Source organism: Enterococcus quebecensis (assembly GCF_001730365.1).
GTDB lineage: Bacteria > Bacillota > Bacilli > Lactobacillales > Enterococcaceae > Enterococcus_L > Enterococcus_L quebecensis.
The window spans coordinates 1-24,717 of record NZ_MIKB01000004.1 but is presented as its reverse complement, the minus strand read 5'-3'; the positions used below and the strand labels follow the sequence as shown (position 1 = coordinate 24,717).

General features: G+C 34.9%; 29 protein-coding genes and 2 other annotated features. Of the genes, 23 read left to right on the top strand and 6 right to left on the bottom strand.

Annotation, left to right across the window (positions count from 1 at the left end):
- Positions 1–92: 92 nt before the first annotated feature.
- The 3 genes from BCR23_RS03910 to BCR23_RS03900 form a co-directional block, all read right to left on the bottom strand.
- The gene (locus BCR23_RS03910) at positions 93–911 is read right to left on the bottom strand and encodes an amino acid ABC transporter substrate-binding protein (RefSeq protein ID WP_069634203.1); all 819 of its coding nucleotides are present in this window, start codon (positions 909–911) and stop codon (positions 93–95) included.
- Positions 912–924: 13 nt separating this feature from the next.
- A complete protein-coding gene (locus BCR23_RS03905) occupies positions 925–1,560 on the bottom strand; it encodes an amino acid ABC transporter ATP-binding protein (protein ID WP_069634202.1) in 636 nt (211 codons plus the stop codon).
- Positions 1,561–1,638: 78 nt separating this feature from the next.
- Positions 1,639–2,280 (bottom strand): amino acid ABC transporter permease, encoded by a 642-nt coding sequence (locus BCR23_RS03900; protein WP_069634201.1) that lies wholly within the window; start codon positions 2,278–2,280, stop codon positions 1,639–1,641.
- 130 nt (positions 2,281–2,410) lie between these two features.
- Positions 2,411–2,645 (bottom strand) — a binding site (T-box leader).
- Between the two features lie 185 nt (positions 2,646–2,830).
- Positions 2,831–3,060: a binding site (T-box leader), on the bottom strand.
- 254 nt (positions 3,061–3,314) lie between these two features.
- On the opposite strand from BCR23_RS03900, the gene BCR23_RS03895 reads away from it, so the two are divergent.
- From BCR23_RS03895 to BCR23_RS03870, 6 genes are all read left to right on the top strand, one after another.
- Positions 3,315–4,037 carry a gamma-glutamyl-gamma-aminobutyrate hydrolase family protein gene (locus tag BCR23_RS03895; protein WP_069634200.1) on the top strand — a complete coding sequence of 241 codons (723 nt, stop codon included), beginning with the start codon at positions 3,315–3,317 and terminating at the stop codon, positions 4,035–4,037.
- A gap of 17 nt (positions 4,038–4,054) precedes the next feature.
- A complete protein-coding gene (locus tag BCR23_RS03890) occupies positions 4,055–5,701 on the top strand; it encodes a peptide ABC transporter substrate-binding protein (RefSeq protein ID WP_069634199.1) in 1,647 nt (548 codons plus the stop codon).
- Positions 5,702–5,957: 256 nt separating this feature from the next.
- Positions 5,958–6,521, top strand: a complete 564-nt coding sequence (amaP, locus tag BCR23_RS03885) for an alkaline shock response membrane anchor protein AmaP (protein WP_069634198.1) — start codon at positions 5,958–5,960, stop codon at positions 6,519–6,521.
- Between the two features lie 13 nt (positions 6,522–6,534).
- The gene (locus tag BCR23_RS03880; RefSeq protein ID WP_069634197.1) at positions 6,535–6,750 is read left to right on the top strand and encodes a DUF2273 domain-containing protein; all 216 of its coding nucleotides are present in this window, start codon (positions 6,535–6,537) and stop codon (positions 6,748–6,750) included.
- A gap of 38 nt (positions 6,751–6,788) precedes the next feature.
- Positions 6,789–7,259, top strand: a complete 471-nt coding sequence (locus BCR23_RS03875; protein WP_069634196.1) for an Asp23/Gls24 family envelope stress response protein — start codon at positions 6,789–6,791, stop codon at positions 7,257–7,259.
- Between the two features lie 37 nt (positions 7,260–7,296).
- Positions 7,297–7,545, top strand: coding sequence for a GlsB/YeaQ/YmgE family stress response membrane protein (locus tag BCR23_RS03870; protein ID WP_069634195.1), 249 nt, complete (start codon positions 7,297–7,299; stop codon positions 7,543–7,545).
- Positions 7,546–7,616: 71 nt separating this feature from the next.
- Here BCR23_RS03870 and BCR23_RS03865 read toward each other — a convergent pair whose 3' ends face one another.
- Positions 7,617–7,937: a DUF960 domain-containing protein gene (locus BCR23_RS03865; protein WP_069634194.1), complete on the bottom strand. Its 321-nt coding sequence runs from the start codon at positions 7,935–7,937 to the stop codon at positions 7,617–7,619.
- A gap of 191 nt (positions 7,938–8,128) precedes the next feature.
- Positions 8,129–8,740: a 50S ribosomal protein L25/general stress protein Ctc gene (locus BCR23_RS03860; protein WP_069634193.1), complete on the bottom strand. Its 612-nt coding sequence runs from the start codon at positions 8,738–8,740 to the stop codon at positions 8,129–8,131.
- A gap of 506 nt (positions 8,741–9,246) precedes the next feature.
- Between BCR23_RS03860 and BCR23_RS03855 the strand changes: the two genes are divergently transcribed.
- On the top strand, positions 9,247–9,996 hold the full coding sequence (locus BCR23_RS03855) for a 16S rRNA pseudouridine(516) synthase (protein ID WP_069634192.1): 750 nt from the start codon (positions 9,247–9,249) through the stop codon (positions 9,994–9,996).
- Entirely contained in the window at positions 9,993–10,679 is a 687-nt protein-coding gene (locus BCR23_RS03850; protein ID WP_069634191.1) for a YjjG family noncanonical pyrimidine nucleotidase, read from the top strand. Before BCR23_RS03855 ends, BCR23_RS03850 begins: the two co-directional genes overlap by 4 nt.
- A gap of 49 nt (positions 10,680–10,728) precedes the next feature.
- Here the strand turns inward: BCR23_RS03850 and BCR23_RS03845 are convergent, their stop codons facing one another.
- Positions 10,729–11,181, bottom strand: a complete 453-nt coding sequence (locus BCR23_RS03845) for a GNAT family N-acetyltransferase (RefSeq protein ID WP_069634190.1) — start codon at positions 11,179–11,181, stop codon at positions 10,729–10,731.
- A 142-nt stretch (positions 11,182–11,323) separates the two neighbouring features.
- Between BCR23_RS03845 and udk the strand changes: the two genes are divergently transcribed.
- The 15 genes from udk to BCR23_RS03770 form a co-directional block, all read left to right on the top strand.
- A complete protein-coding gene (gene udk, locus BCR23_RS03840) occupies positions 11,324–11,953 on the top strand; it encodes a uridine kinase (RefSeq protein ID WP_069634189.1) in 630 nt (209 codons plus the stop codon).
- A gap of 544 nt (positions 11,954–12,497) precedes the next feature.
- On the top strand, positions 12,498–12,839 hold the full coding sequence (locus BCR23_RS03835; RefSeq protein ID WP_069634188.1) for a type II toxin-antitoxin system PemK/MazF family toxin: 342 nt from the start codon (positions 12,498–12,500) through the stop codon (positions 12,837–12,839).
- A gap of 252 nt (positions 12,840–13,091) precedes the next feature.
- Complete coding sequence (locus BCR23_RS03830) at positions 13,092–14,057, top strand: Gfo/Idh/MocA family protein (protein ID WP_069634187.1); 966 nt, start codon at positions 13,092–13,094, stop codon at positions 14,055–14,057.
- Between the two features lie 633 nt (positions 14,058–14,690).
- Positions 14,691–16,559 (top strand): BglG family transcription antiterminator, encoded by a 1,869-nt coding sequence (locus tag BCR23_RS03825; RefSeq protein ID WP_069634186.1) that lies wholly within the window; start codon positions 14,691–14,693, stop codon positions 16,557–16,559.
- Positions 16,560–16,564: 5 nt separating this feature from the next.
- Positions 16,565–16,903 (top strand): PRD domain-containing protein, encoded by a 339-nt coding sequence (locus tag BCR23_RS03820; protein ID WP_069634185.1) that lies wholly within the window; start codon positions 16,565–16,567, stop codon positions 16,901–16,903.
- Between the two features lie 269 nt (positions 16,904–17,172).
- Complete coding sequence (locus BCR23_RS03815) at positions 17,173–17,526, top strand: glycine-rich SFCGS family protein (RefSeq protein WP_069634184.1); 354 nt, start codon at positions 17,173–17,175, stop codon at positions 17,524–17,526.
- A gap of 73 nt (positions 17,527–17,599) precedes the next feature.
- Positions 17,600–17,974, top strand: a complete 375-nt coding sequence (locus tag BCR23_RS03810; protein WP_069634183.1) for a DUF4312 family protein — start codon at positions 17,600–17,602, stop codon at positions 17,972–17,974.
- The gene (locus BCR23_RS03805; RefSeq protein WP_069634182.1) at positions 17,975–18,757 is read left to right on the top strand and encodes a DUF4311 domain-containing protein; all 783 of its coding nucleotides are present in this window, start codon (positions 17,975–17,977) and stop codon (positions 18,755–18,757) included.
- Positions 18,758–18,783: 26 nt separating this feature from the next.
- The gene (locus BCR23_RS03800; protein WP_069634181.1) at positions 18,784–19,449 is read left to right on the top strand and encodes a DUF4310 family protein; all 666 of its coding nucleotides are present in this window, start codon (positions 18,784–18,786) and stop codon (positions 19,447–19,449) included.
- A 123-nt stretch (positions 19,450–19,572) separates the two neighbouring features.
- The gene (locus tag BCR23_RS03795) at positions 19,573–20,895 is read left to right on the top strand and encodes a PTS sugar transporter subunit IIC (RefSeq protein WP_069634180.1); all 1,323 of its coding nucleotides are present in this window, start codon (positions 19,573–19,575) and stop codon (positions 20,893–20,895) included.
- A 27-nt stretch (positions 20,896–20,922) separates the two neighbouring features.
- Entirely contained in the window at positions 20,923–21,183 is a 261-nt protein-coding gene (locus BCR23_RS03790; RefSeq protein WP_083241880.1) for a hypothetical protein, read from the top strand.
- Positions 21,184–21,216: 33 nt separating this feature from the next.
- The gene (locus tag BCR23_RS03785) at positions 21,217–22,305 is read left to right on the top strand and encodes a DUF871 domain-containing protein (RefSeq protein ID WP_069634179.1); all 1,089 of its coding nucleotides are present in this window, start codon (positions 21,217–21,219) and stop codon (positions 22,303–22,305) included.
- A gap of 8 nt (positions 22,306–22,313) precedes the next feature.
- Positions 22,314–23,423, top strand: a complete 1,110-nt coding sequence (locus BCR23_RS03780; protein ID WP_069634178.1) for an amidohydrolase/deacetylase family metallohydrolase — start codon at positions 22,314–22,316, stop codon at positions 23,421–23,423.
- Positions 23,413–24,507, top strand: a complete 1,095-nt coding sequence (locus BCR23_RS03775) for a DgaE family pyridoxal phosphate-dependent ammonia lyase (protein WP_069634177.1) — start codon at positions 23,413–23,415, stop codon at positions 24,505–24,507. Before BCR23_RS03780 ends, BCR23_RS03775 begins: the two co-directional genes overlap by 11 nt.
- 29 nt (positions 24,508–24,536) lie before the next feature.
- Positions 24,537–24,717, top strand: a 181-nt coding sequence (locus tag BCR23_RS03770) for a KDGP aldolase (protein ID WP_141706686.1), incomplete at its 3' end; no start/stop codon positions are given.

Sequence of the window (24,717 nt, the reverse complement as noted above, 5' to 3'; positions counted from 1 at the left end):
TGCTTCTATAGTTGTATATATTTGAAGCTTTATAAAAAGTTACTGATATGAATAATCAAGTTTGGAATTTTAGATTTTGATTTATTAATAAGCTACTTCGTCACATCTTCGCCGAACCATTCTTTAGAAATTTCTGAAAGCTTACCAGATTTTCTGAGTTCTTTAAAAGCTAGATTGATTTTTTCAGCTAACTTTTTATCGCTTTTCCTTAAACCTACTGCAAAAGCTTCGCTCTCATAATCACCACTGACAATTGAATAATCAGCTAAAGTAGCTTCGTGAGAAAGATAATAATTTGCGTAAACACGGTCGATTAATAATCCATCAATTCGTCCAGATTTCAAGTCCATAAAGGCCTCGTTAAAACCATCATATAAAATTGCTGTTTTATCTTTGACGAAATCTTTTAAAATTTTTGGCTGTTTTTCAAAACTATTGTACCCAGAAGAGCCGTTTTGAGCACCTAAAATTTTTCCTTTCATATCGGTAAAATGATTGATCCGATTTTTTTTCAAGGAAACAACGACTTGCTCATTTTTCATATATTCATCACTAAACAATACTTTTTCTTCCCGTTCAGCATTTTTAGAATAGCCGTTCCAAATCAAGTCAATTGTTTGATTGTGTAATTCATTTTCTTTCATTGACCAGTCAATTGGTTGAAAGTCGACCTTAATTCCATACAAGTCAAAAACGGCCCGAGCTAAATCAACATCAAAACCGATGATTTCTCCTGCTTTATTTTGAAAACCCATTGGGACAAAAGAATCATCTAGCCCAACAATAACTCGTTTTTCAGAAGCAATTCGTGACCATTGATCGGTGTCTGTTTTTTTTCTGCCGCATCCAACTATCAAAAGAAAAGTGAACAAAGCAAGGAGTGTAAGTAGTAAATAATTTTTCTTCTTCATAAAGGTATCCTTTCTACTGAATAGGTGTGACCCTCAGTATGTTATCGGCAATATTCTCAGCAAAATTCATATCATGAGTGACTACGATTTGCGTCATTCCTTGCGCTTTTAGTGTTAGGATGACTTCTTCTACTTGTTGACGAAGTTCAGGATCAAGAGCACTGGTGGGTTCATCATAGCCTAAAATCTTTGGTTTCATAGCTAAAGCTCTAGCAAGAGCGACTCTTTGTTTTTGTCCACCAGATAGTTGATAAGGATATAAACGCTCTTTTCCGCCTAAATCAAATTTAGTCAGTAAATCAATCGCTTCTGCTTCACTAGTTTCTTTTGATTGTTTCAAAGAAAGGACTGGAGCTAAAGTGATATTATCCAATACTGAAAGGTGAGGAAATAATTGGAAATCTTGAAACACAATTCCAACTACTTGGTCAGCATTATCCATTTCGACCGGATTAAATGGCACGCCATCCATGATCAGTTCCCCAGAATCAATTGATTCTAGACCAGCTAAACAGCGTAATAATGTAGTTTTTCCTCCGCCAGATGGTCCAACAATTGTTAGAATTTCTCCGTCCTTGATTTCTAAATTCAGTTGATCTATAATGCGACGGTTATCGAAGCTTTTGATTAAATTTTTGATTAATAACATAATTGTTTCCTCCTAATTTAAAAGATTAGCCTTCAAATCTAGATAAGCAAAAAGACGGACAGGCTTGTTTAGCTTTGCTTATTTATAATATTGATAGTGTTTTTCCAATTTTTTAGATGCAAGGGTCAATACAGCAGTCAATAACAGATAAATGACACCAACTAAAACTAATGGAAGTAAACTTACATCACGACTCATAGCGATTTTTCCTGCACGTAATAAGTCACCTAAACCAAGGACGTAAATCAACGAAGTGTCCTTCACCAAATTGATGACTTCATTACCGATAGAAGGTAACACAACTTTGATTACTTGAGGTAAAATAATTCTGGATATTGTTTGGTATTTGGTTAATCTTAAAACTTTTGCTGCTTCATATTGACCTTCTGGAATTGATTGAATCCCACCTCGAAAAATTTCTGCAAAGTAAGCTGCGTAATTTAGAATAAAAGCGAATAATGCTGCATCATATCTTTCAAAGACTATCCCTATTAATGGTAAGCCGTAAAAAACAAAAATCAGTTGTAACAATAAGGGCGTTCCTCGCATTAGCCAAATGTAGATATTGATCAAGAAGTTTAAGGGCTTGAAATTAGTTTGTAAGGCGAAGGCAACTAAAATTCCCAATGGGATTGAACCCAATAGTGTAAAAATAAAAACTTTCAACGTCATGATTGCGCCGTCAATTAAAGCCGGCAAAATTTCTAAAATGTAGTCCATAATATTTCCTCCAGTTTTTTATTGTTTTTCTTTTTGGTAATGCAGATAGGGAAAAATTGCTTACTATTTTTAAGGTTGCTGAATGGAAGTGATTCACAGAACAGCAAAAAAGTCCTCTTGGCTCATTAGCCAAGAGGACGAATTAATCGTGGTTCCACCTCAATTTGTTAATACTTCACAGTATTAACCTCATAGAGTCTTTATATAAAGACTCTTTTCTGATAACGGAGAAAGCCGCATATTCCTACTGAATTCAGAAGATGACTGAAACAGATGTGTTCGTCAAAGTTTTCCAGCTTTTTTTCTCAGCGAATAAAAAAGTCTCTGTCAGGAAAGGGGCAATGATTACTTGTTCTGTTTGTGTGTGTTGTTTTTATTTTAGTGAACTTTTTTTGTAAAACTTATTACTTGATGAGAGGACTGGATTGGTAAATCTGTCCTACGGTGGGGTCGTAATACACCTTGATGAGTGACTCAAGTACTTTTCATTATCAACTCTGCTAAAGTAGTCGTAGTGCGTTGAAAAGCAAAAAGTCCCTTGGCAATGATGCCAAAGGACGTAAAATCGTGGTTCCACCTTTATTTATTATCGCCTCACAACGATAACCTCATGAAGTCATAGACTTCTAATGCTGTAACGGGCATTCCCGAACTTTCCTACTGTATTGTTCAAAAAGTTAACTCCCAGATGTGGTTCGCTCTATCTTTCTGTCTTTTTCCACCAACCAAAGACTCTCTTGTGAGAAATAATAAAGGTACTCTTCTGTTCTTTGTTTTTTATAACTTTACCACCAGTTTTTTAACTTGTCAACAACATATTGTTTAGAAAATTCAGAAAATAATTATTCACAAGCAAAAAAGTTACTGAATAAGATGAGTTAGGTTAAAATGGAAATAGTTATTCTCTATCAAAAAGTAAGTAAACTGTGATAGCTAAAAACTATCGCACTGTCTCTATTTCTACTATCCTTTCGTATATATATCTGATAAACTATGTACAATTATTGTCGGAAAATAAAGAGGAGCGATGTAGATTGAGGCGCCCAATTATTGGAATTGCAGCAAATGAAATTGAAGATGCTGGAGCGAAATTATATCATTTACCAATTAGCTATACGCCTTTGGGGTATGTAAAAGCGGTTCAACATGCTGGGGGATTACCAGTATTACTGCCAGTGGGTTCTCCAGAATTGGCTAAAGAGTATGTTACTCAAATCGATAAATTAATTTTAGCTGGTGGACAAAATGTATCGCCAACATTATACGGAGAAGATATTCTAGTTGAAGAAGCAACTTTATCTGATGAAAGAGATCAATTTGAGTTAGCCTTAATTGAAGAAACGTTGGCCCAAAAGAAACCTATTTTCGCTGTTTGTCGTGGTTTGCAGTTAGTCAACGTGGCCCTTGGTGGTAGTTTATATCAAGATATCAGCCATTTCAATCAATCGAAAATTGCTCATATGCAAATACCGATTCCAAGAGAGATTCCAACACATCGGATTCGAACAGAAGAATCAAGTATTTTGCGTAAAATCTATGGCAAAGAAACAACCGTTAACTCGTTTCATTTTCAAGCAGTAAAAAAATTAGCAAGAGAATTAAAGATCACAGCACTAAGTGAAGACGGCGTTATTGAAGGTGTAGAAAGTAAAGATCCGATGTTAGCGTTTTTAGGAGTCCAGTGGCATCCGGATTTTGCTTATGATTATTTGGAACAAGAAATGGAAGTTTTTCGTTATGTAGTTAATAAATTATAATGAGGAGGAATTGGATAATGAAGAAAAAGTTTGGCTTTTTGGTTTTGGCAACGATGGTGTTATTAGCTGCTTGCAGCACAGGTAAAGGGACAAGTTCAACTGATGAAAAAAGTAATGGCAGCAATGCTTCGCAAAAGCAAGTAATCAAAGTTGCTTCAGGTGGAGAACTGTCAACATTAGACAGTGCGCATTATACTGATGTTTACAGCTCGGATATGATCGGTCAAGTAGTGGAAGGTCTTTATCGTATGGACAAAAATCATGATCCAGAATTGGCAGTGGCTAGCAGTGAACCAACTGTTAGTGAAGATGGATTAGTTTATACATTCAAACTTAAAGATACTAAGTGGAGTAATGGTGACCCAGTTGTAGCTGGTGATTTTGTTTCTTCTTTTAAAAATGTTGTTGATCCAAGTTTTGGATCAAGTAGTAGTAATCAAATGGATATTTTTAAAAATGGTCGAAAAATTCGTGAAGGTCAAGCGAAATTAGATGAGCTTGGTGTAAAAGCAATTGATGACCAGACCTTAGAAATGACATTAGAATACCCAATTCCATACTTAGCTCAAGTATTAGTAGGGACACCATTCATGCCTAAGAATGAAAAGTTTGTTAAAGAAAAAGGCGATGCATACGGCACTTCTGCAGATAACTTTGTTGGGAATGGTCCATTTGTGATTTCTGGTTGGGATGGTAATACAGAAAACTGGAAGTTAACAAAAAACAAAGATTATTGGGATCAAAAAAATGTGAAGCTAGACACGATTGATGTTCAAGTAGTCAAAGAAATCGGTACAGGAACCAATCTTTTTGATGCGGGTGATTTAGATTATACTGTTTTAGCAGATACTTATGCGCTACAGTACAAAGATTCTCCTCAAGCGCATTTTACACCTAAAGCAATGGTGGGATATTTAAGTCCTAACCATAAAAAAGAAGTAACGGGTAATGTGAACGTCCGTAAAGCTATTTTACAAGCAATTGATAAAGAAACGTTTGCTAAAGATATTTTAGGAGATGGTTCGACCGCAATTAATGGCTTTGTTCCAAAAGACTTTGCGAAAGATCCTAAATCAGGAGACGATTTCCGAAAAGAAAATGGTGATTTTCTTCCTTTTAATTTAAAAGCAGCTCAAAAAAGCTGGGAAATAGCAAAGAAAGAACTAGGGAAAGAAGAAATTGAGCTGGAATTACTTTCAGCCGATTCAGCTCTGGCAAAGAAAACGATTGAGTATGTTCAAGGGCAGTTACAACAAAACTTGCCAGGATTAAAAATTACGCTAAAATCAGTACCATTGCAAAATCGTTTAGATTTACAAACAGCTAGTAACTTTGATTTAGTGTTTGGTACATGGACACCAGATTATGCTGATCCAATTAATTTTTTAGAGTTTTATGATTCTAAGAGTGGATTGAATACAGCAGGTTATAACAATCCAGAATATGATAAAGGCTTAAATGATGCCAGAATTACCCTAGCAAATGAACCAGAAAAACGATGGGATAAGTTGAAGGAATTAGAAGAAACACTTATTGAAAAAGATGCGGCTGTTTTACCTCTTTATCAAGGTGCGATTGGTTATTTGAAATCAGATCAACTAAAAGAGCTTCAAGTCTTTCCATTCGGAAGAACAGTCTCATATCGCTTAGCTTACGTTGAGTAATGTATGAAACATGAGAAGCAAGTTGACTAGTAAGGGAACTCCCTTGCTAGTCAACTTGCTTTTTTGAGTGCTTAAAATTATCAGAAGAGTACGTTCACAGTAGCATTTACAGAATGAAATTGGTATGAAAAAAGTTTGGAAATCCAAGAAAGGACATGCGTATCTTTTGTAATTGTTGGGTGATGCGTTTAACATAAATTATAGAAACAGAAAAGAACTTTTGCCAAAGTACAAACAACGTTGGAGGGAAAAAACTATGCGAGTAATAAAAGGACTTATTTCGTTACTATTAATAGTTGGTATTTTTGGAATCGTTGGTTTATATTCTCAAATGACGAATTTAGGCGTTGTGACCGTTTTTTATCGGAATCTGTGGTTTCAATATAATTGGCTAGTTTATTTTTATGAAGTGCTTCTTTTTGCCCTAGCAATATTATTGCTGCTCACTTTTTTTATGGTTGTGTTTAAACCGATTACTAAAAAAGAAATACACATAAAAAAGGAAATAGGTCAGATAAACTTGCCACTTCATACCTTGGAATCAATTGCCAAATCTTCATTGCAAGAAATTGTAAGTATTGACAATACCCAAGTGAAAGTGAGATTAACCAAGAAGCAAACAGCAGACGTAGAAATAATTGTAGCAGATGGGAAACAGCAGTTGTTTTTAAGCAAAGGGAAAGAAATCCAAGAACAAATCAAACAAGCATTACAACGATCGGCTATGGTTGAGACGAATAAAACAAAAGTGATTTTCAAAAAGAAAAAAGCCGAATCATCTATCCTGCCTATGAATAAAAAAACGTCTCGAGTGATTTAGAGGGGAAAATATATTGAAAAAATTAACTATATTAGCTCCTTATCATAATCAAATTATATTCACGAGTCTATTTACTTTAGTCGCCATATTTTTTATGACAATGGGACTTTGGAAAACACTTTTGCTTATCCTTTTATCAGGAATCGGCTACTTTATCGGTACAATGAAAGATAAAAAACGTTCTGTCTCTTCAATTTTAGCTTCTGTACAAGCTTTTTTTGAAGGATAAAATAAATTGAAATAAAATCAAGAAAGGTTGAGAAGAAAATGGATAACAAAGCAAATGGAAACACAACTGAAGGAACAAATGAAAATGGAATCAAAACAAAACTGACATTTGACGATCAAGTCGTGAAAAAAATTGCTGGTATTGCCGTATCAGAAATTCCTGGTATTTTAGGATTGAGCGGAAATGCAATCACTAACTTGACCGACAAATTTACAAATGGAAATAACCCCACCAAAGGAATTAGTGCAGAAGTTGGTACAAAGCAAGTAGCGATTGATTTAGATGTTATTGGTGAATATGGCAAAAACATTGCTCAGGTATTTGTTGAAGCTACTAAAAAAGTTTCTGAAGAAGTGAAAAATATGACGGGGCTAGATGTAATTGAATTCAATATGAATGTTGATGATATTATGACAAAAGAACAATACGCAGAAAAATTTGAAAACAAGAAAAAAGATGAAAACGAAGATAATAAAAATAAAGAGAACAATACAAGAACTTTAGCGTAATCAGCAATTAAAATCAAACTAGAGGAGGGAAATTGTTATGTTAAGTTTTATTTGGTCATTGATTGTCGGCGGTGTACTAGGTGCCATTGCTGGAGCAGTTTTAGGTAAGGATGTGCCTGGTGGTGTGATTGGTAATATCATTGTGGGATTTATCGGCAGTTGGATAGGAACGATGATTTTAGGAAACTTTGGACCAGTGATTGGTGGATTTCCAATTATCTCAGCTTTGATCGGGGCAGTGATCTTAATTGCTATCTATTCTTTCATTGCTAAACGAATGGCTTAATAAGTAAAAAATAGTTCTGATAAGGTTTAATTATCTTATCAGAACTATTTTTATTTGATCAGTTTATTTTTTTATTCTAACATTTCAGCTGGAAGTAAAATCGTTTCTTTATTCCCATCATCGAAAGCAAAAACTTGAGAGGGATAGTCTTCAAAATAAGGAAAAGGTAAATCAACGGCCATTTGAACATCGTTCATCTCTTGTGAAAAATGAATCGTTACTTTCCCACCATTATCAATTAAATCAAAATAAAGCATATTTGTAAGTGGAATAACTCCTTTTAAATCCAAATCTATAATCAGCCAGATACTGTCGATTAAGGCACTAGGAAGGCTTTCAACCACACCTAAAGAAGCGTAACGACGACGTTCACTATCAAAACTTTCAACCATTTATTTGACCTCCTTTATCTATTTACTATTATTAGTATACCTTATTTATTTAAAACTCGCTTCTGTCATGTTTCAATAAAAAGCAAACGTAAAGCTTTTTTATTGAGAAAGACGTGAGTTGCAAAAACAAGTTTGAGGCAAAAGTAAAAAACTCTTTTGCCTCAAACTTGTTGTCTCTATTTTTTTATAATTTATTCTGTTTTTTCACCAATTACAGTTGGTTCTGCTGCTTCTTCTGAAGATTCTGCAACAGCTGCTTTAGCTTCTACAACAGCTGCGATTTGTTCTTCACCCTCAGTAATGATGTCATAATCTTTATTTTTTTGTAAATCAGCGACAGTAATTGCATCGCCAATAGCAAGTTTAGTAATATCAACTTCAACACGTTCTGGTAATTTATCTGGTGTCGCTGAAACAAGAACGTTGTATAAGTTCTGTGTTAACTCACCACCAGCTTTTACCCCTTCAGATTCGCCGACAAGAAGGATTTCTGCTTCTACTTCGGTTGTTTCTTTCATGTTTACAGCAAGGAATTCAACATGTTTCATTTGAGTTGTGAAAGTATCTAATTGTGCTTTAAACAGTAATGTGTTGATTTTTTTACCACCAACAGTCATTGTGATTACAGCATTAACACCATTATCACGTAAGATTTTTGTTAATTCTTTTTGATCAACTGAGATAGGCGTACTTTCGATTTCATACCCGTAAACGACTGCAGGAACTTGACCAGAGTGACGTAGTTGATTTCTTAGTGAACGTGGACGGACAGCTCTTTCTTTAACTTCTAATGATACTGACATAACCTAAATTCCTCCTTAAAATTTAAAAGCAAAACAGACTCGTATAGTCTGTGAAGCTAGATAAATCAAAATGAATTTATATTTGGTTATCTGCAAAACGCAACATGATGGAAAAAAGGAGTTTTGCTGCTGTTGATTGTAAACATGCAAAAGCTCAAACTTAGCTAAGGTTTTCTTGTTCATAAATTGAAACGAACAAGATGCTTCTACAAAATGGACAGCAAAAACAAAAAATCCCGAATAATTGTGCACAATCATCCAGGGGAAATTCCATATGATACCTTATTCTCTCCCAGGTCATTACGCTGTTTTTGAGAAACCTTATTCACTTTCTAAATCAACCATACCTCTAAACAAAAGGTAAGTCAAGGGAAGTGAAAAGAGAAAAGAAGTCTTTTAATTATTACTTAAAGGTTGATTGGATAATGTAAGAGGCGATTTTTAATTTATTTTCTTTTCATCCTCCATTGTTTATACTAAACTATTAGTTGAAATGAGGAAAATAAATGCGTTTAGATAAATTATTGGAACAGGAAAAATTAGGTTCTAGAAGAAAAGTTAAAGCTTTGATTCGCAGTAAACAAGTCAGGGTTGATGGTCGAATCATCCTAGATGAAAGTTTAAATGTGGATGCCACGTTACAGGAGATTTTTGTTGGAACTAAAAAAATCCAGCACAAGACTCATGTGTATTATATGTTGAATAAACCCCAAGGTGTAGTGACGGCAGTCAAGGATGCACACTATCAAACAGTTATTGATTTACTAGATGAAAGTGATCAAAGAATTGGATTATATCCTATCGGAAGATTGGATCGCGATACAGAAGGGCTGCTGTTAATTACAGATAATGGACAATTAGGCTATCAATTACTGTTGCCTCATAAAAAAGTTTCAAAGCGTTATGAAGTAATTGTTAATGCAGAACTGACAACAGCCGATTGTGCTGCATTTGCTCAAGGAATTGTATTTTCTGATGGCACAAAATGTAAAAAGGCAGAACTGACGATTTTATCCTCGAATAAAGATAAAAGCCATGTTTATTTAGATATCACAGAAGGGAAGTTTCATCAGGTCAAAAAAATGTTTTTATCTGTCGACAAAAAAGTGATTTATTTAAAACGATTATCAATGGGACCAATCAAGTTGGACACAAGTCTTGCGTTGGGCGAATATCGTTCGTTGAATCAAGAAGAATTACAGTCTTTGTTGCCTTACTTTACCGCACACAAAAAAAGAGAAGAGCGTGTAACATGAAATTTAAGACATTATTATTTGATGTGGATGATACGTTATTAGACTTTCAATTAACGGAAAAAAAAGCATTGCAAGCCCTTTTTCAAGAAGAAGGCTTAGCGCTAACGGATGAAATAGCAGCAACATATAAAAAAATTAACAGCCAATTATGGCAGGATTTTGAACAAGGAAAAACAACTAAAAAGACCATCACAGAGACTCGTTTTAGTTTGTTATTTAAACAATTGGATAAAAAAGTAGACGGGAAAAAGCTGGGACAAAAATACCGTTATCATTTAAGTCAAGGTCATGATTTGTTAGGCAATAGTAAAGAAATCATTCAACAGCTAAAACCAAATTATCAGCTGTATATTGTAACAAATGGGGTAGCGAAAACGCAGTATCAGCGGCTGGATGATTCAGAGTTAAGACCATTTTTTAACGATGTTTTTGTATCGGAAGAAGTGGGGTATCAAAAACCGATGAAGGAGTATTTTGACTATGTTTTTGAAAGGATTCCTAGCTTTGATCAGGAAAAAACGCTAATTATTGGCGATTCTCTAGCTTCTGATATTCAAGGTGGAAACTTAGCTGAAATTCAAACACTATGGTTGAACTCCTCTAAACAACCCGCAGACTCAATCATCAAACCGACATACGAAATTAGTCGATTGGATGATATTTTCAGTGTGTTGGAACAATAAAAAATAGGAATCAGGAGTTTCTAGATAACTCTTGATTCCTGTTTTTATTTTAAATATCAATACTTAAACGAACCATATCTTTTAAAACCAGTCTATTTTCGATGATCTCTTCTTCATAGTGACGAAGAAAAAAATTCTGATCAACACTAGTCATACGAAAGCCGCATTTTTGATAGAGGTATAATTGCCCAAAGCTAGTACTTCCAGTACCAATTTCCACCGTTTTATAGTGATTTTTTTCGGCATGAGCTAACGCAAATTGGATTAATTGCTCCCCAAACCCTTGTCTTTGATAAGTTTCAGATATAGCAACATTTACAATTTCTAGTGTTTCAGGTCGAGTCGGAAGCAACACTAAAACACCAACGATTGTATCATTAACAATTAATTCAAAGCATAAACCACGTTCTAGATAGTTAGTAATTAAACGTTTATTTGGATCAGCTGATAAAAATAAGTCATAATGAACTGACTGTAATTTTTTTATGGTTCTAATGATCATAGTATACGTCCTTTCTATGAGATTATTTATAAATAAAGGAATTTTGAAAAATATTGAATAAAATTGTGGCTTTCTTTCTAGTTTCTATTATAATAGAAAAAGGTTATCATGACTATTACATATAAGAGAGAGGTTTCGTTGAATGAAAAATAATCAACCAATCGTGATTGGTGTTACTGGTGGTTCCGGCAGTGGCAAAACAAGTGTTAGTCGGGCAATTTTCAATCACTTTCCGAATCATTCTATCATGATGTTGGAACAAGATTCTTATTATAAAGATCAAAGCCATCTGAGTTTTGAAGAAAGATTGGCAACTAATTATGATCATCCATTTGCTTTTGATACGGATTTGTTGATTGATCATTTAGAGCAGTTAATAAATTATCAGACCATTGAAAAACCAGTGTATGATTATGTAGCTCATACGAGAAGTTCTGAAACTGTGATCCAAGAACCAAAAGAAGTCATTATTTTAGAAGGTATCTTGATTTTGGAGGATACTCGATTAAGGGAACTAATGGATATTAAATTATATGTAGATACAGATGACGATATTCGTATTATCCGAAGAATTAAAAGGGATATGGAAGAGCGTGGAAGGACATTGGATTCTGTTATTGAACAGTATTTGACGGTGGTGAAACCAATGTACCATCAATTTATCGAACCTACAAAACGATATGCCGATGTGATCGTTCCAGAAGGTGGAGAAAATCACGTAGCTATTGATTTGATTACAACTAAAGTTGCCAGTATTTTAAATGAGTTATAAGATTAAAAAATAAAAAAATTTAATTTATCAGTCGTTGTATTTGATTTTATCAAGTATGATTTCTGATTTTTTTTATTTAACAAAATAACAAGTAACTTCAAAATAAAAAAATGGTGAGAATATGAATTGTAATTTGTTTGATAGGAAGACGGAATGTTCATTTTCTAAAGACACTTTTATATAAAAATGTTTTTTTACGGAAATAATTACTTGTTTAGATAAATGAATAAAGTATGTTGATGGTGTTGTTGTTTCTCAAATAAAACATATAATTATTGCTATATAAATGAGGATTAATGATATCCGTAATTGAATTTATGTTATTTTTATGTGTGGTATATCGAATGGAAAGGTATCTAATTGACAGAGCGTATTTTCTTTTTTGAAAATAATTATTAAATAATTTTTTCTCATGAAATCCTCTTTTTAAAGAGATTATCAAAGTTTTAAGTGATTGGTACAAAATATTGAAAAATTTTACTATAAAAGCATGATATAATTTACAATGAAGAAGATTTTGTTAGGTTAGGGGTGATAAAGTATTATGATGCGAAGGGGAGAAATCTTTTATGCAAATCTCTCGCCTGTTGTTGGTTCAGAGCAAGGAGGAATCAGACCGGTATTGATTATTCAAAATAATAAGGGAAACTTATTTAGTCCAACGTTGATTGTTGCACCTATTACTAGGAATGTGAATAAAAAAATGCAACCAACACAGGTCAAAGTGGATATACCGCATGACGATCGAATGACACCGTCATTGGTATTGCTTGAACAAATCCGAACGTTGGATAAAGAACGGATCCTTCACAAGATTTGCCAGTTACAAGAAGACGATATGTTGAAGGTTAATCATGCACTAAAAATAAGTATCGGCATTCGTTAAATGGGGAGTAGTACATAGATAAAGATATACATAAATATTCGTAAATCCAATGTTAATAGAGTTGGAATAGTTGATAGATTGAACCGAATAAATTACGAGTATGTTTTTTTGATTGTTAGAGAATAGACGAAGCAATACGTACAGTATTTTTGTTTCGTTTATTTTTTTAGCAATAACTAAATGGAATACAAACGAATCCTTTTGAAATTTTCGGAATTTATGGCTATAGTATGAGCAAAGGAGTCGATAAGAATGAATATTCGTTATGGGATTTTAAGTACTGCTCAAATAGTTCCTCGTTTTGTAGAAGGCGTAAAAAAAAGTAGCTTAGGAACCGTTGTTGCCATTGCTTCACGAAATTTGGATAAAGCTGAGAAAGCAGCCGAAAATTTGGATATTCCTAAAGCATACGGAAGTTATGAAGAGTTATGCCAAGATGAGCAAATAGATATTGTCTATGTTGCTACGTATAACAAAGGACATTACGAAGCAACAAAAATGGCGTTGGAAAATCACAAACATGTTTTAGTTGAAAAACCTTTTACTTTGAAGGCTTCAGAAGCAGAAAAACTTTTTGAGTTAGCAAAACAAAATAGGTGTTTCTTGATGGAAGCACAAAAATCAGTTTTTTTACCGATTAGTTTACAAGTAAAAAAAGCGATTCAGCAAAACAAAATAGGTGAGGTACGTTTTATTCAATCGGTAACAGCGTATCCCAGTGTTAATCATATCCGTTGGTTTCATTCGTTAGACGCTGGGGGCGGAACACTACATGGATCAGGAAGTTATCCTCTGCAGTATATGCAATTTGTGTTAGACCAATCAATTGCAGAATATTATGGCAGTGGGACAAGAAATAAAGGTGCAACAGACGATCAGGCAAACATAGCACTGAAGTTTCAAAACCAAATTTTGGGTAATGTTTTTATTTCAGTTAAATTGGATATCCCAAGTAAGATGACGATTTATGGTGAAAAAGGTCGCATAGAAATTCCTTATTTTTGGAAAACAAAACAAGCGATGATTTATGATGATCTTGGAAATCAAGAAAAGTTGATCGGTGATTTTGACAGTGAATTTGTATTTGAAGTGGATCATGTCAATGAATGTCTTCAAAAAGGCTTACTAGAAAGTCCAGTGATGACAAAGAAAATGACTTTAGAAACGGTAGCTTTGGTAGAGTCTCTATATGATGAGTGGCTAAAAGAAGACAACTAGACAACAGAAGGATTTGCAATCAATGCCTATCTGTGTTAAAGTAATCCTCATGCGACGAGTTGACTCAATCAGATAGCTTCGGCTGTTCCGTTTTGACGGCTAGTGATTGACAAAACAACAGAGGCACATATGTTAAATCATACCTACCGGATGTGGGCGTGTCGGATAAATATTTTTGTGGAGAAGATTTTATCTATTTATTTTTATAAATACTGTGACAAAAAAGAAGACTTCGGTCTTCTTTTTTGTTTTGTACTATTTTGAACCTAGGAGTAAAATACTTATAAAACAGAAACCAAAAGAGTGGATAGGCTCTTGTATAGACACCAGTTGAAAGAATGCCATCCTATTTATACTTTGTTGCAAATAAAATCATTGCACTAGTTGGTGCAAAAAAGTATTTAATAATGCACATATTCATTTGCACTAAGGAAAAATAGTGATAAACCTTGTTGTTTCGCTGGAAGTATTTATATTGAATTATAAAAAATAACACTTTAAAGAATTTAAATTTTTAAGATAAAATAGTATACTAAGAAAGTTGCACTTGTGTAAGTGCAACTTTTTTGTGTTGTTAAGGAATAAAAATCAAGCTATAGTTCAAGTGTAAGGGAAAGAAAGTTGGTGAGTAAAATGTCACTGCACTTATCAAAACGAGAAATAAAAATCTTGTTGTTGCTATTAGATTTAGATGAAAGTGTTACAACAAAAGAATTGGCAGAAACCTTCCAAGTGAGTGTACGTACGATCAAATACGATTTAGAAAATGTTCGTGATTGGTTTAAAGAACAGAATGTTGTACTGCAGACACGTCGTAATAAAGGAATCTGGTTGGAAATACCTGATTCAGAACGTTTGACTTTGAAAAATGAAATCATTGAAGTAGAACGCTTTGAAACATATCCTGACCAGGAATTAAGAGTAAATCAACTGATTTTTCACTTATTATTAGCATCGAAATATCTAACATCTCATGAACTAGCAGATGGACTGCAGGTTAGTAGGAATACAGTCATCAGCGATTTGGAACGTGTGGAAGAAAAAATCCGTGTGTATGATCTTGCACTAGATCGTCAAAGTAGGCAAGGATTTTCTATCATTGGTGAGGAAAGTAAAATACGTTTGTTGATGGAATTCATAACACAAAAAGAAATTACAGAATATGATATTTATCAAATTATGAGTTACTTTGTTCAATCTGGTCAAAAGAAAAAAATGAAGGAAGTTCATGTTGGAGTCAATACGATTTTTCAAAATATCTACCAAGTTGCTCTAAAAGAAATGACTAGTTTGTTGGATCCGTCATTATTTGATCAATTTAATTATTCTGAGATCCTTTCAATTACATTACGTGTGGCAATAGCAGTTTCTAGAATGCAGCTACATCATACTGTTGGTGGCTATAAAATGCTGACAAATCAAAAAGTTTTGCAGCAAAAGGAAGAATTGCCATTTTTATTGATGAACAAAGTGTTTAATCATTATGAATTGCCTCTATTAGCAGATGAATACCTTTACATTTATAGTGATGTGTTTGTGGCGAATAATCAGCAAGATATCGTAGGTTTGACTGAAGAGTTAATAAAAGACGTTTCAGAAGAAATTAATTTCCCTTTTTATCGAGATCGGCAGTTGTTCACGAATCTTTTTGCTCATTTGTCTTTACGATTAACTAAAAAGCATCTTTTTATTAATGAATATAATCCATTTGTTGATGACATCAAGGCCAAGTATCCACAATTGTTTTCTGCGATCCAATTTGCCAGTCAAAGTGATATTGTGGGATCAGCATTGTTAATTAATGATTCATTCATTGCTTACATTGCGTTACATTTTTTAGTTGCTTATGAAAAAAATCGTCATGAAATCAATGTAGTACGAATCGTTTATGTTTGTTCAACTGGATTAGGTGTGACAAGCCTAATCGAACAAAAAATTTTGGAAGAAGTTTCTAATGTTGAAATTGCAGGCTTTGCTTCTGTATTGAATGCGGTAGATGTTATTGAGGAAAAAAATCCAGATTTAGTTTTGAGTATTTTTCCCATCGAGATCTTAAATCGTCCATTTATTAAAGTTAATCCGTTGCCGACAACAGCTGATATTCACAGTATTCAAGAAGAGGTCAATAAGATTTTGACTCATAATCAAGCAAGAAAAGTTCCTCGTTTGATTCCTCGTCAGCAAGTCAAAGAAAAGCAAGGAATTGAAGTTGAGAGTCGAGATATAATTGTGCGGACATACGTGATTTATGAAGAACTGCTTAAGGTCTTTGCTGAAAAATTAACGCAAGAATATAAGGAAGCGTTTTTACTCCATGTGATGTTGATGGTTCATCGTATCACTTTTGACAGTCAGTACGAGAATGAGGGCAATGTTGTAAAAGAAATGTTGTTAGCTCAACAAGAGTTAGTGGAGAAGATCGAACAGATTTTTGCGAAAAATGATTTAATGGTTAATCAAGCAGAAATTACTGCTTTATTGAATTATATAAGAGAGGGGTAGTATAGATGAAAATAACTGACGATGCTCGAAAAATAATTGACGAAAGTTCGAATAAAGTCGAGTTGGAAGCGTCGCTGGAAAAAATCAGTGAGTTGTTGGAGGAACAAAAGATAGAACCAACAGAGCTACAGTGGACGATTTTGATTAATCACGTTAATGAAATGATCAAACGATCGAAGGCTGATGAAAAAATGTCTGGTGTTGATCCGGTGATGTTTGAGGAAGTATCTAAAGAAGCATTGATGATTGCGGATAAAGTTGTTCAGCATATCGGCAATTTGCCACAAGATGAAATGTACGTCTTATCAATTCATTTTGAAGCAGCTAGACAAAACGAAGTATAAGAGTAAAATTATCTAGCTTTGCGGGCTAACACCTCGGAAAAAAGATAAATTATGAATGAGGCAAAAAACACCTCAGTCATAATTTCCTATTTTTCATTCGGAGTTAAATGAGCCCACTCAGCTTTTAAAATTATCTAGCTTCGTGGACTAGTCTCTCGGAAAAAAGATAAAACCTGAATGTGATAAAGGACATCACAGTCATGTTTTTCTATTTTTCATTCGAGCCTGAATGAGTCCACTCAGCTTTTAAAAATTAGGAGGAATAAATAATGGTAACAGTAGTAATCGCAGATCGTTTAGGTAAAGGTCAAAATGTAGCAAAAGGTGTGGAAGCAGCTGGAGGAAAAGCAGTTGTTGTCCCAGGAATGGGTGCTGATATGCGCTTGGGTGATGTGATGCAGCAAGAAAATGCTGATCTAGGAATTTCATTTTGTGGAAGTGGCGGTGCAGGTGCATTAACAGCTGCAACAAAATATGGTTATCCAGAACGTCATGGTATGCGTTCAATTGATGAAGGTGTAACTGCAATTAATGATGGAAAAACGGTTTTAGGTTTTGGTTTTATGGATCAAGAAGAATTAGGTAAACGAATTGTTGAAGCTTATATGAAAAAGAATGGCTAGTTGAACTTAGTTAGCTTTTCAGGTGAAGTTGAAGGCGTCTTTTCAACTTCTAAAATACGGGGAGGAAAATCAAATGGAAAAAGTAACAACTAAACAACGCCAAGTCATTCAGGTAGAAGGAACGGGGAAAGAAAAAAATTTAGCATTTGCTAATGCGTTGAATCAAATCCATAATCGCGTGCTGAAAGAAAAAAATGATGTCATCGTGCGTATTGAACCGTTGGATATTCAGGTAGTAAAAGCAGATCAGGAGACATTTACTGAACGTTTCTTCTTTTTCTTTTTACCTCGTACACGTGCAGATTATCGTGTTTTACTGGATGTTGAAGTGGAAATCACATTGATTGAGATGGAGACGATTCCGTTTGTAGAAAAAAAAGTTGCTGATCCCAATGGTCTTCCTATCCCTTTTGGAAAGAAAAAAAGAATGCATAAGGAGGCAAATTAAATGGAAGTTTTAGTTGTTTTACTCAAGTCACTATTGATTGGTAGTGTTGTTGGTTTTGCAGCAGGAGCAGGAGCTGCAAGAATGTTCCACGCACCAAGTACACAAGGGTTAGGGGCATTTAGAACATTAGGTGAGATGAACGCTTGTGAAGGAGATGCTGCTAGCCATTTCTCATTTGGATTAGGTTTTTTCTTTAATGCGTGGGCATCAACTGTTGGAGCAGGGGCGTTTACACAAGACGTGGATCACCGTGTGATTCCTAACTGGGCTGCTGCAGCTTTGTTGGTAAAAAATAAAAATGTTGCTGAGACAATGCATAACCCTAAAAAAATGGGAATTTCAGGTGCAGTTATTGGGATGTTGGTTGTGGCTTTTTTAAACACAACGGCTTCAGCAATACCAGAGTCATTACAAGTAACGGCAGTTGCTGTGTTAGTTCCAGCGGCAAATTTATTGATCAATACAGTTATGCCAGTATTATTCTGGTTAGCAGCAATTGATGCTGGAAAACGTTCAGGTTTATGGGCAACAATTTTCGGTGGTCTTGCAACAATGATTATGGGAAATGCGGTTCCAGGTGTTGTTTTAGGGATTTTAATCGGAAAAGGTGTCGATGAAATCGGATGGAATAAAGTCACGAAGAGTATGATGGTTGCAGTCATTTTATTATTTGTATTTAGTGCCTTTTTCCGCGGATTTGATTTACAAATGATCGAGAGTTTCCGTCTACAGATTCCAGGTTGGTTGGAAAATATGCATGATGTTTTCAGTGTAGGTAAATAATTTAAGGAGAAAGAGAGGGAACGGTAATGGAAGAAACTTTGGAATTAGAAGGAAAAAAGAATTTTTGGTTTGCTGATTGGTCATTTCCGATTTTAGTTGGTTTGCTGTCTGCAGGAGTATTTGCAGGAACACATATGTATATTGAGTATGGTGTAGGTGCTTTTAATGAAGTGGCGATCGTGGCTATGTTGAAAGCTGGAATGGACGGCGGTTCGTATGGCGCAGCTGCAGCCTTTGGTGCAAGCTTTTTGTTTGCACGTATTTTAGAAGGTTCTCTTGTTGGTATTTTAGATATCGGCGGTGCAATCTTAACTGGAGTTGGAATTGGTGTTCCAGCAATTCTTTTAAGTATGGGAATTAAAGCTCCTCTTGAAAACTTTGGGTTGTCATTATTAACAGGGGCAGTTCTTGGGATGATTATTGGTGGAATTATTATTATGATTCGTAAATTTACAATCAATCAATCAAACTCTACTTTTGGCGCAGATGTAATGATGGGAGCGGGAAATGCTTCGGGCCGCTTCTTAGGTCCTTTAATTATCATTAGTGCATGTGGTGCTTCTGCTCCAATCGGGATTGGTTCAATTATCGGTGCGGTGATTTTCTACGTGTGGAAAAAACCAATTGCTGGTGGTGCGATTTTAGGAGCAATGATATTTGGTGCAATTTTCCCAGTAGATTTACCTAGCTAGAGATAATTTGTTTTGCACTTTTCTTTTTGAAAACCGTTTACATTATAATGTTACCATGTTATTATGAGTGGGAAATAATTTGATTCTTTATTCATACTAACTTTTGGACGGAGGAAAAAAGAAATGAATAGTTTTGTGCAGTGGATGGAAGTAAAATTGATGCCGATTGCTAACAAATTTGGTTCGCAAAGGCATATGACTGCGATTAGAAAGGGTCTTATCGCAACTATGCCTTTGACAATTGTCGGTGCTTTCTTTACCGTGTTTCAGAATATTCCAATTGATTCCTATATGAAATTTATTGAACCATATCAGGCAGTTTTGGATATTCCGTCACGTTACACTATGGGACTTTTAGCGTTATATGCGACATTTGCAATTGCTTCTTCTTTGGCAAACAGTTACAAGTTAGATTCTCTAACGTGTGGAATTTTAGCAGTCATGGCATTTTTGGTGACCGCAGCTCCTCCAACAAGAGTATTTGAAGATGTCAAAGATGTGATTGCAACAGGCCGTTATATCAATTTAGCAAATTTGGGTTCATCTTCTTTATTCGGAGCAATTGTGACCGCACTTATTTCTGTCGAAATTTATCGGTTCTTTATTCAAAGGGACATTACAATTAAAATGCCCGAGGGTGTTCCACCGGAAGTGTCAAATTCATTTATCGCATTGATTCCAGGCGCTGTGATTTTATTATTATTTTGGGTAATCCGTCATGTGATTGGCTTTAACTTAAATGACTTCTTAAGTACATTGTTAATGCCTTTAAAAGATACATTAGCAGGAAATAGCTTGTTTGGAGGATTGTTAACAGTCTTCTTGATCTGTTTCTTCTGGGTTTTAGGGATTCACGGACCTGCGATTATGGGGCCGGTTATCAGACCGTTTTGGGATATGTCGATTGCTGAAAATACGCTAGCCTTTCAGGAAGGAGCTTCTGTTAATCATTTGCCAAATATCTTTACTGAACAATTTTTACAATGGTTTATTTGGATTGGTGGCGCAGGAACTACTTTAGCTTTGGTCGTTTTAATGATGTTTTCTAAATCAACTTATTTGAAAAGTTTAGGACGATTGTCCTTTTTACCAGGACTATTTAATATTAATGAACCTGTGATTTTTGGTGCGCCAATCGTGATGAATCCGATTTTAGGGATTCCGTTTATTGTTGCACCACTGATCACAACAACATTTTCTTATTTTTTAACAGTGACTAATGTCATTCCAATGATGGCAGCTCGTTTACCTTTTGCAATACCAGCTCCTATCGCGGCTTGGATGAGTACAAATTGGAGTGTTCCAGCAGCATTACTTGTCTGTGTGAATTTCGTGATTACTTTGGCGATCTACTACCCGTTCTTCAAAGTATATGAAAAACAACAGCTGGACAAAGAAGCAGAGGAGTTGGCAGCTGAAAAGAAAGCAAAAGAAGTGACTGCATAATTAAGAAAAAAGAGAGGGAGGGTAGTAGTGTTACTACCCTCTTTGGTGATTAAAGTCATGTTAATTTGGTTCATAGTATTTTTTATTTTTAGTCAAATAATGATTGAACGAAAATGGTTGTCTACAAAATATACTGATTTGAGGTTGTTGCATCTATTTATGGCTTCAATTGCTTTGATTATTGTTGCAATTGTTATTGGAATTTTAATCAAGCTTCCTGTATTTATTATTGGAACAGTGACTATATTTTGTAGTTCAGTACTTTCTTGGAAATATCTAGCATTGTAAGAAGTTCGACAATTTAGAGCGGAGGAAACGTTAATGAAAAGAGCATTAGGCGTATCTGTTTACCCAGATCATAGTGATATAGAAAAAGATAAAGCGTATTTGAAAAAAGCCAGTGAATGTGGATTTTCACGAATCTTTATGAGTATGTTGGAAGTTACAGAAGGCAAAGAAGTTGTAAAGGAAAAATTTAAATCTCTAATTGCTTATGGGAAAGAATTAGGTTATGAAACGATTTTAGATGTTGCTCCGAATATTTTTGATGAATTGCAAATTTCATACGATGATTTAACATTCTTTTATGAAACTGGAGCTGACGGAATTCGTTTAGATGCTGGGTTTGATGGCAATAAAGAAGCGAAGTTGACCTTCAATCCATTTGAATTAGCAATTGAATTGAATATGAGCAACGATGTGGCTTATCTAGATAATATTTTAACCTATGAAGCCAATGTTCCATATCTATACGGATGTCATAATTTTTATCCGCAAGAAGGGACAGCCTTGCCATATGATTTCTTTGAACGTTGTAGTATTCGGTTTAAAAAACATGGCATTCGGACAGCTGCATTTATTAATTCTCAAACGGGGGCAATTGGTCCGTGGGATGTGAATGATGGATTACCGACACTTGAATTACATCGTCATTTGCCAGTGGAAGTTCAAACGAAGCATTTATTTGCCACAGGGTTGATTGATGATGTGATTATAGGTAATGCATACGCTTCTGATGAAGAGTTGGAACTATTAGGTAGTTTAAATCGTTATCAGCTTGAGTTGGCAATTGAATTTACACGTGATGTTAGTAACGTCGAAAAAGAAATCACTCTGACTGAACAGCATTTTCGCCGTGGCGATATCACCGATCAAGTGGTTCGTTCAACTGAGGTACGAAAAAAGTATAAAAACCAGGACAATCCAGCACATGATAATACACAAGAATTTCAAATTGGTGATGTTGTGATCGGCAATGATACATTTGGGAAATACAAAAATGAACTGCAAATTGTTTTACAGCCACATAAGGATGAACGTAAAAACAAAGTAGGTCAAATAACAAAGAAAGAATTGTTGTTGTTGGATTTTGTAAAACCCTGGACAAAATTTAGATTTAAAGAAAAGTAGGGGATAAAATGAGTTATGATTTAATCATAAAAAATGGAAAGACCGTTGAAGGTAAACCAATAGAAATAGCAATCAATGATGGAAAAATTGCAAAAGTTGCAGATAAGATAGAATCTGAGAGCAAACAGTTGATTGAGCTTGAGTCTGGTACTTACGTATCAGCTGGTTGGATCGATGATCATGTTCATTGTTTTGAGAAAATGACCTTATATTATGATTTTCCAGACGAAATTGGTGTAAAAAAAGGTGTAACAACAGTTATTGATGCTGGGACTACAGGTGCTGAAAATATCCATGAATTCTACGACTTAGCGAAGCAAGCAAAAACCAATGTCTACGCTTTAGTAAACATTTCAAAATGGGGCATTGTCGAACAAGATGAATTAGCTGATTTAAGTAAAGTCAAAGAAGAGCTAGTTCATAAAGCATTAACTGAACTACCTGATTTTGTCGTAGGAATCAAAGCTCGAATGAGTAAAACGGTGATCGGTGACAATGGCATTACTCCTTTAGAAATGGCTAAAAAAATCCAAAAAGAAAATAATGATCTACCGTTAATGGTGCATATTGGTTCAGCGCCGCCAGAATTAGACGAAATTTTAGCACATATGTCTAAAGGGGATGTGTTGACTCATTGTTTTAATGGTAAGCCTAATGGTATCTTGAACCAAACTTCAGACAAAATTAAAGATTTTGCTTGGGCTGCGTATGATAAAGGTATTGTTTTTGATATTGGTCATGGAACAGATAGTTTTAATTTTCATGTGGCTGAAACAGCGTTAAAAGAAGGTATGAAAGCAACCTCAATCAGTACAGATATTTATATCCGTAATCGTGAAAATGGACCTGTTTATGATTTAGCTACGACCATGGAGAAATTACGTGTGGTAGGTTATGAATGGGCGGAAATTATTGAAAAAGTTACAGCTGTTCCTGCTGAAACCTTTCACTTTAGTACGAAAGGTCAGTTAAAAGAAGGCTATGACGGAGATATCACGATTTTTAACATTGAAACTGGTCAGAAGACATTGACTGATTCAAATGGGTTTACGAGAGAAGCAAAAGAATTAATCAAACCTGTGAAAACTATTATTGGAGGAATCGTTTATGACAATTAGTTATGAAAAATTCAACCTAAAAGAAGTTATCAATGCTTCAGGGAGAATGACGATTTTAGGGGTGTCAAAAGTTTCTGAAAATGTCTTAGCTGCGCAAAAATTCGGTGGGGAACATTTTTTTGAAATGAGTGAATTAAGTATTCAAACAGGGGCATATTTAGCCAAGCTATTAAATGTTGAAGATGCCCAAGTTGTTTCTTCTGCATCTGCTGGCATTGCCCAAAGCGTGGCGGCCTTAATTGGTGAAGGATCGGTTTACCATGCTTATCACCCGTATACAGACAAAATCACGAAACGTGAAATCATCTTACCTAAAGGGCATAATGTAGATTATGGTACACCTGTTGAGGTGATGGTAGAACAAGGTGGAGGACAAGTTGTAGAAGCTGGTTACGCTAATATGTGTTCGCCTGAGCACATCGAAATGATGATCACTAATCAAACAGCGGCCATTCTGTATATAAAAAGCCATCATACGGTTCAAAAAAGCATGCTAAGTGTGGAAGAAGCAGCAGCTGTTGCTAAAAAGTATAATTTGCCACTGGTTGTTGATGCTGCGGCGGAAGAAGATCTATTTAAATATATCGAAGCAGGTGCTGATCTAGTGATTTATAGTGGCGCCAAAGCAATCGAAGGTCCAAGTGCTGGACTAGTAATCGGTAAAAAAACATATATCGAGTGGATTCGTCTTCAAGGCAAAGGTATCGGTCGTGCGATGAAGATCGGAAAAGACAATATTCTAGGTTTTACTCAAGCAGTAGAAGATTATGTGAAAAATGGCAGTGAATCAGGAGATTCCATGAACGAACGTTTAGCGCCATTTATTGCAGATTTAAACCAAATTAAAAACATCGAAGCCAAAGTCGTTCAAGATGGCGCAGGCAGAGAAATTTATCGGGCAAGTATCAAAGTTAACGGCTTAAAATCAGCGAAAGAAGTTATTAAAGAGTTGAAAGCTGAAAGCCCAGCGATTTATACCAGAGAATATCAAGCCAATAATGGCATTATAGAATTTGATATTCGTTCCGTGAACGAAGCAGAAATGAACAAAATTGTGGCTCGCTTAACTGCGATCATGAAGTAAAAAAATTATAAAATAGGAGTGAACCAACCATGTCATTAACACCAAATTATTTAGAAAACCGTATTTGTTTAAACGTTTTAGCCAACTCAGTAGAAAATGCCAAAGATTGTTACGAAGCCGCAGAAGGCCATATTGTACTAGGCGTTCTTTCAAAAAACTATCCAACCGATGAAGCCGCAATCGAAGATATGAAAAAATACGCAGCTGAAA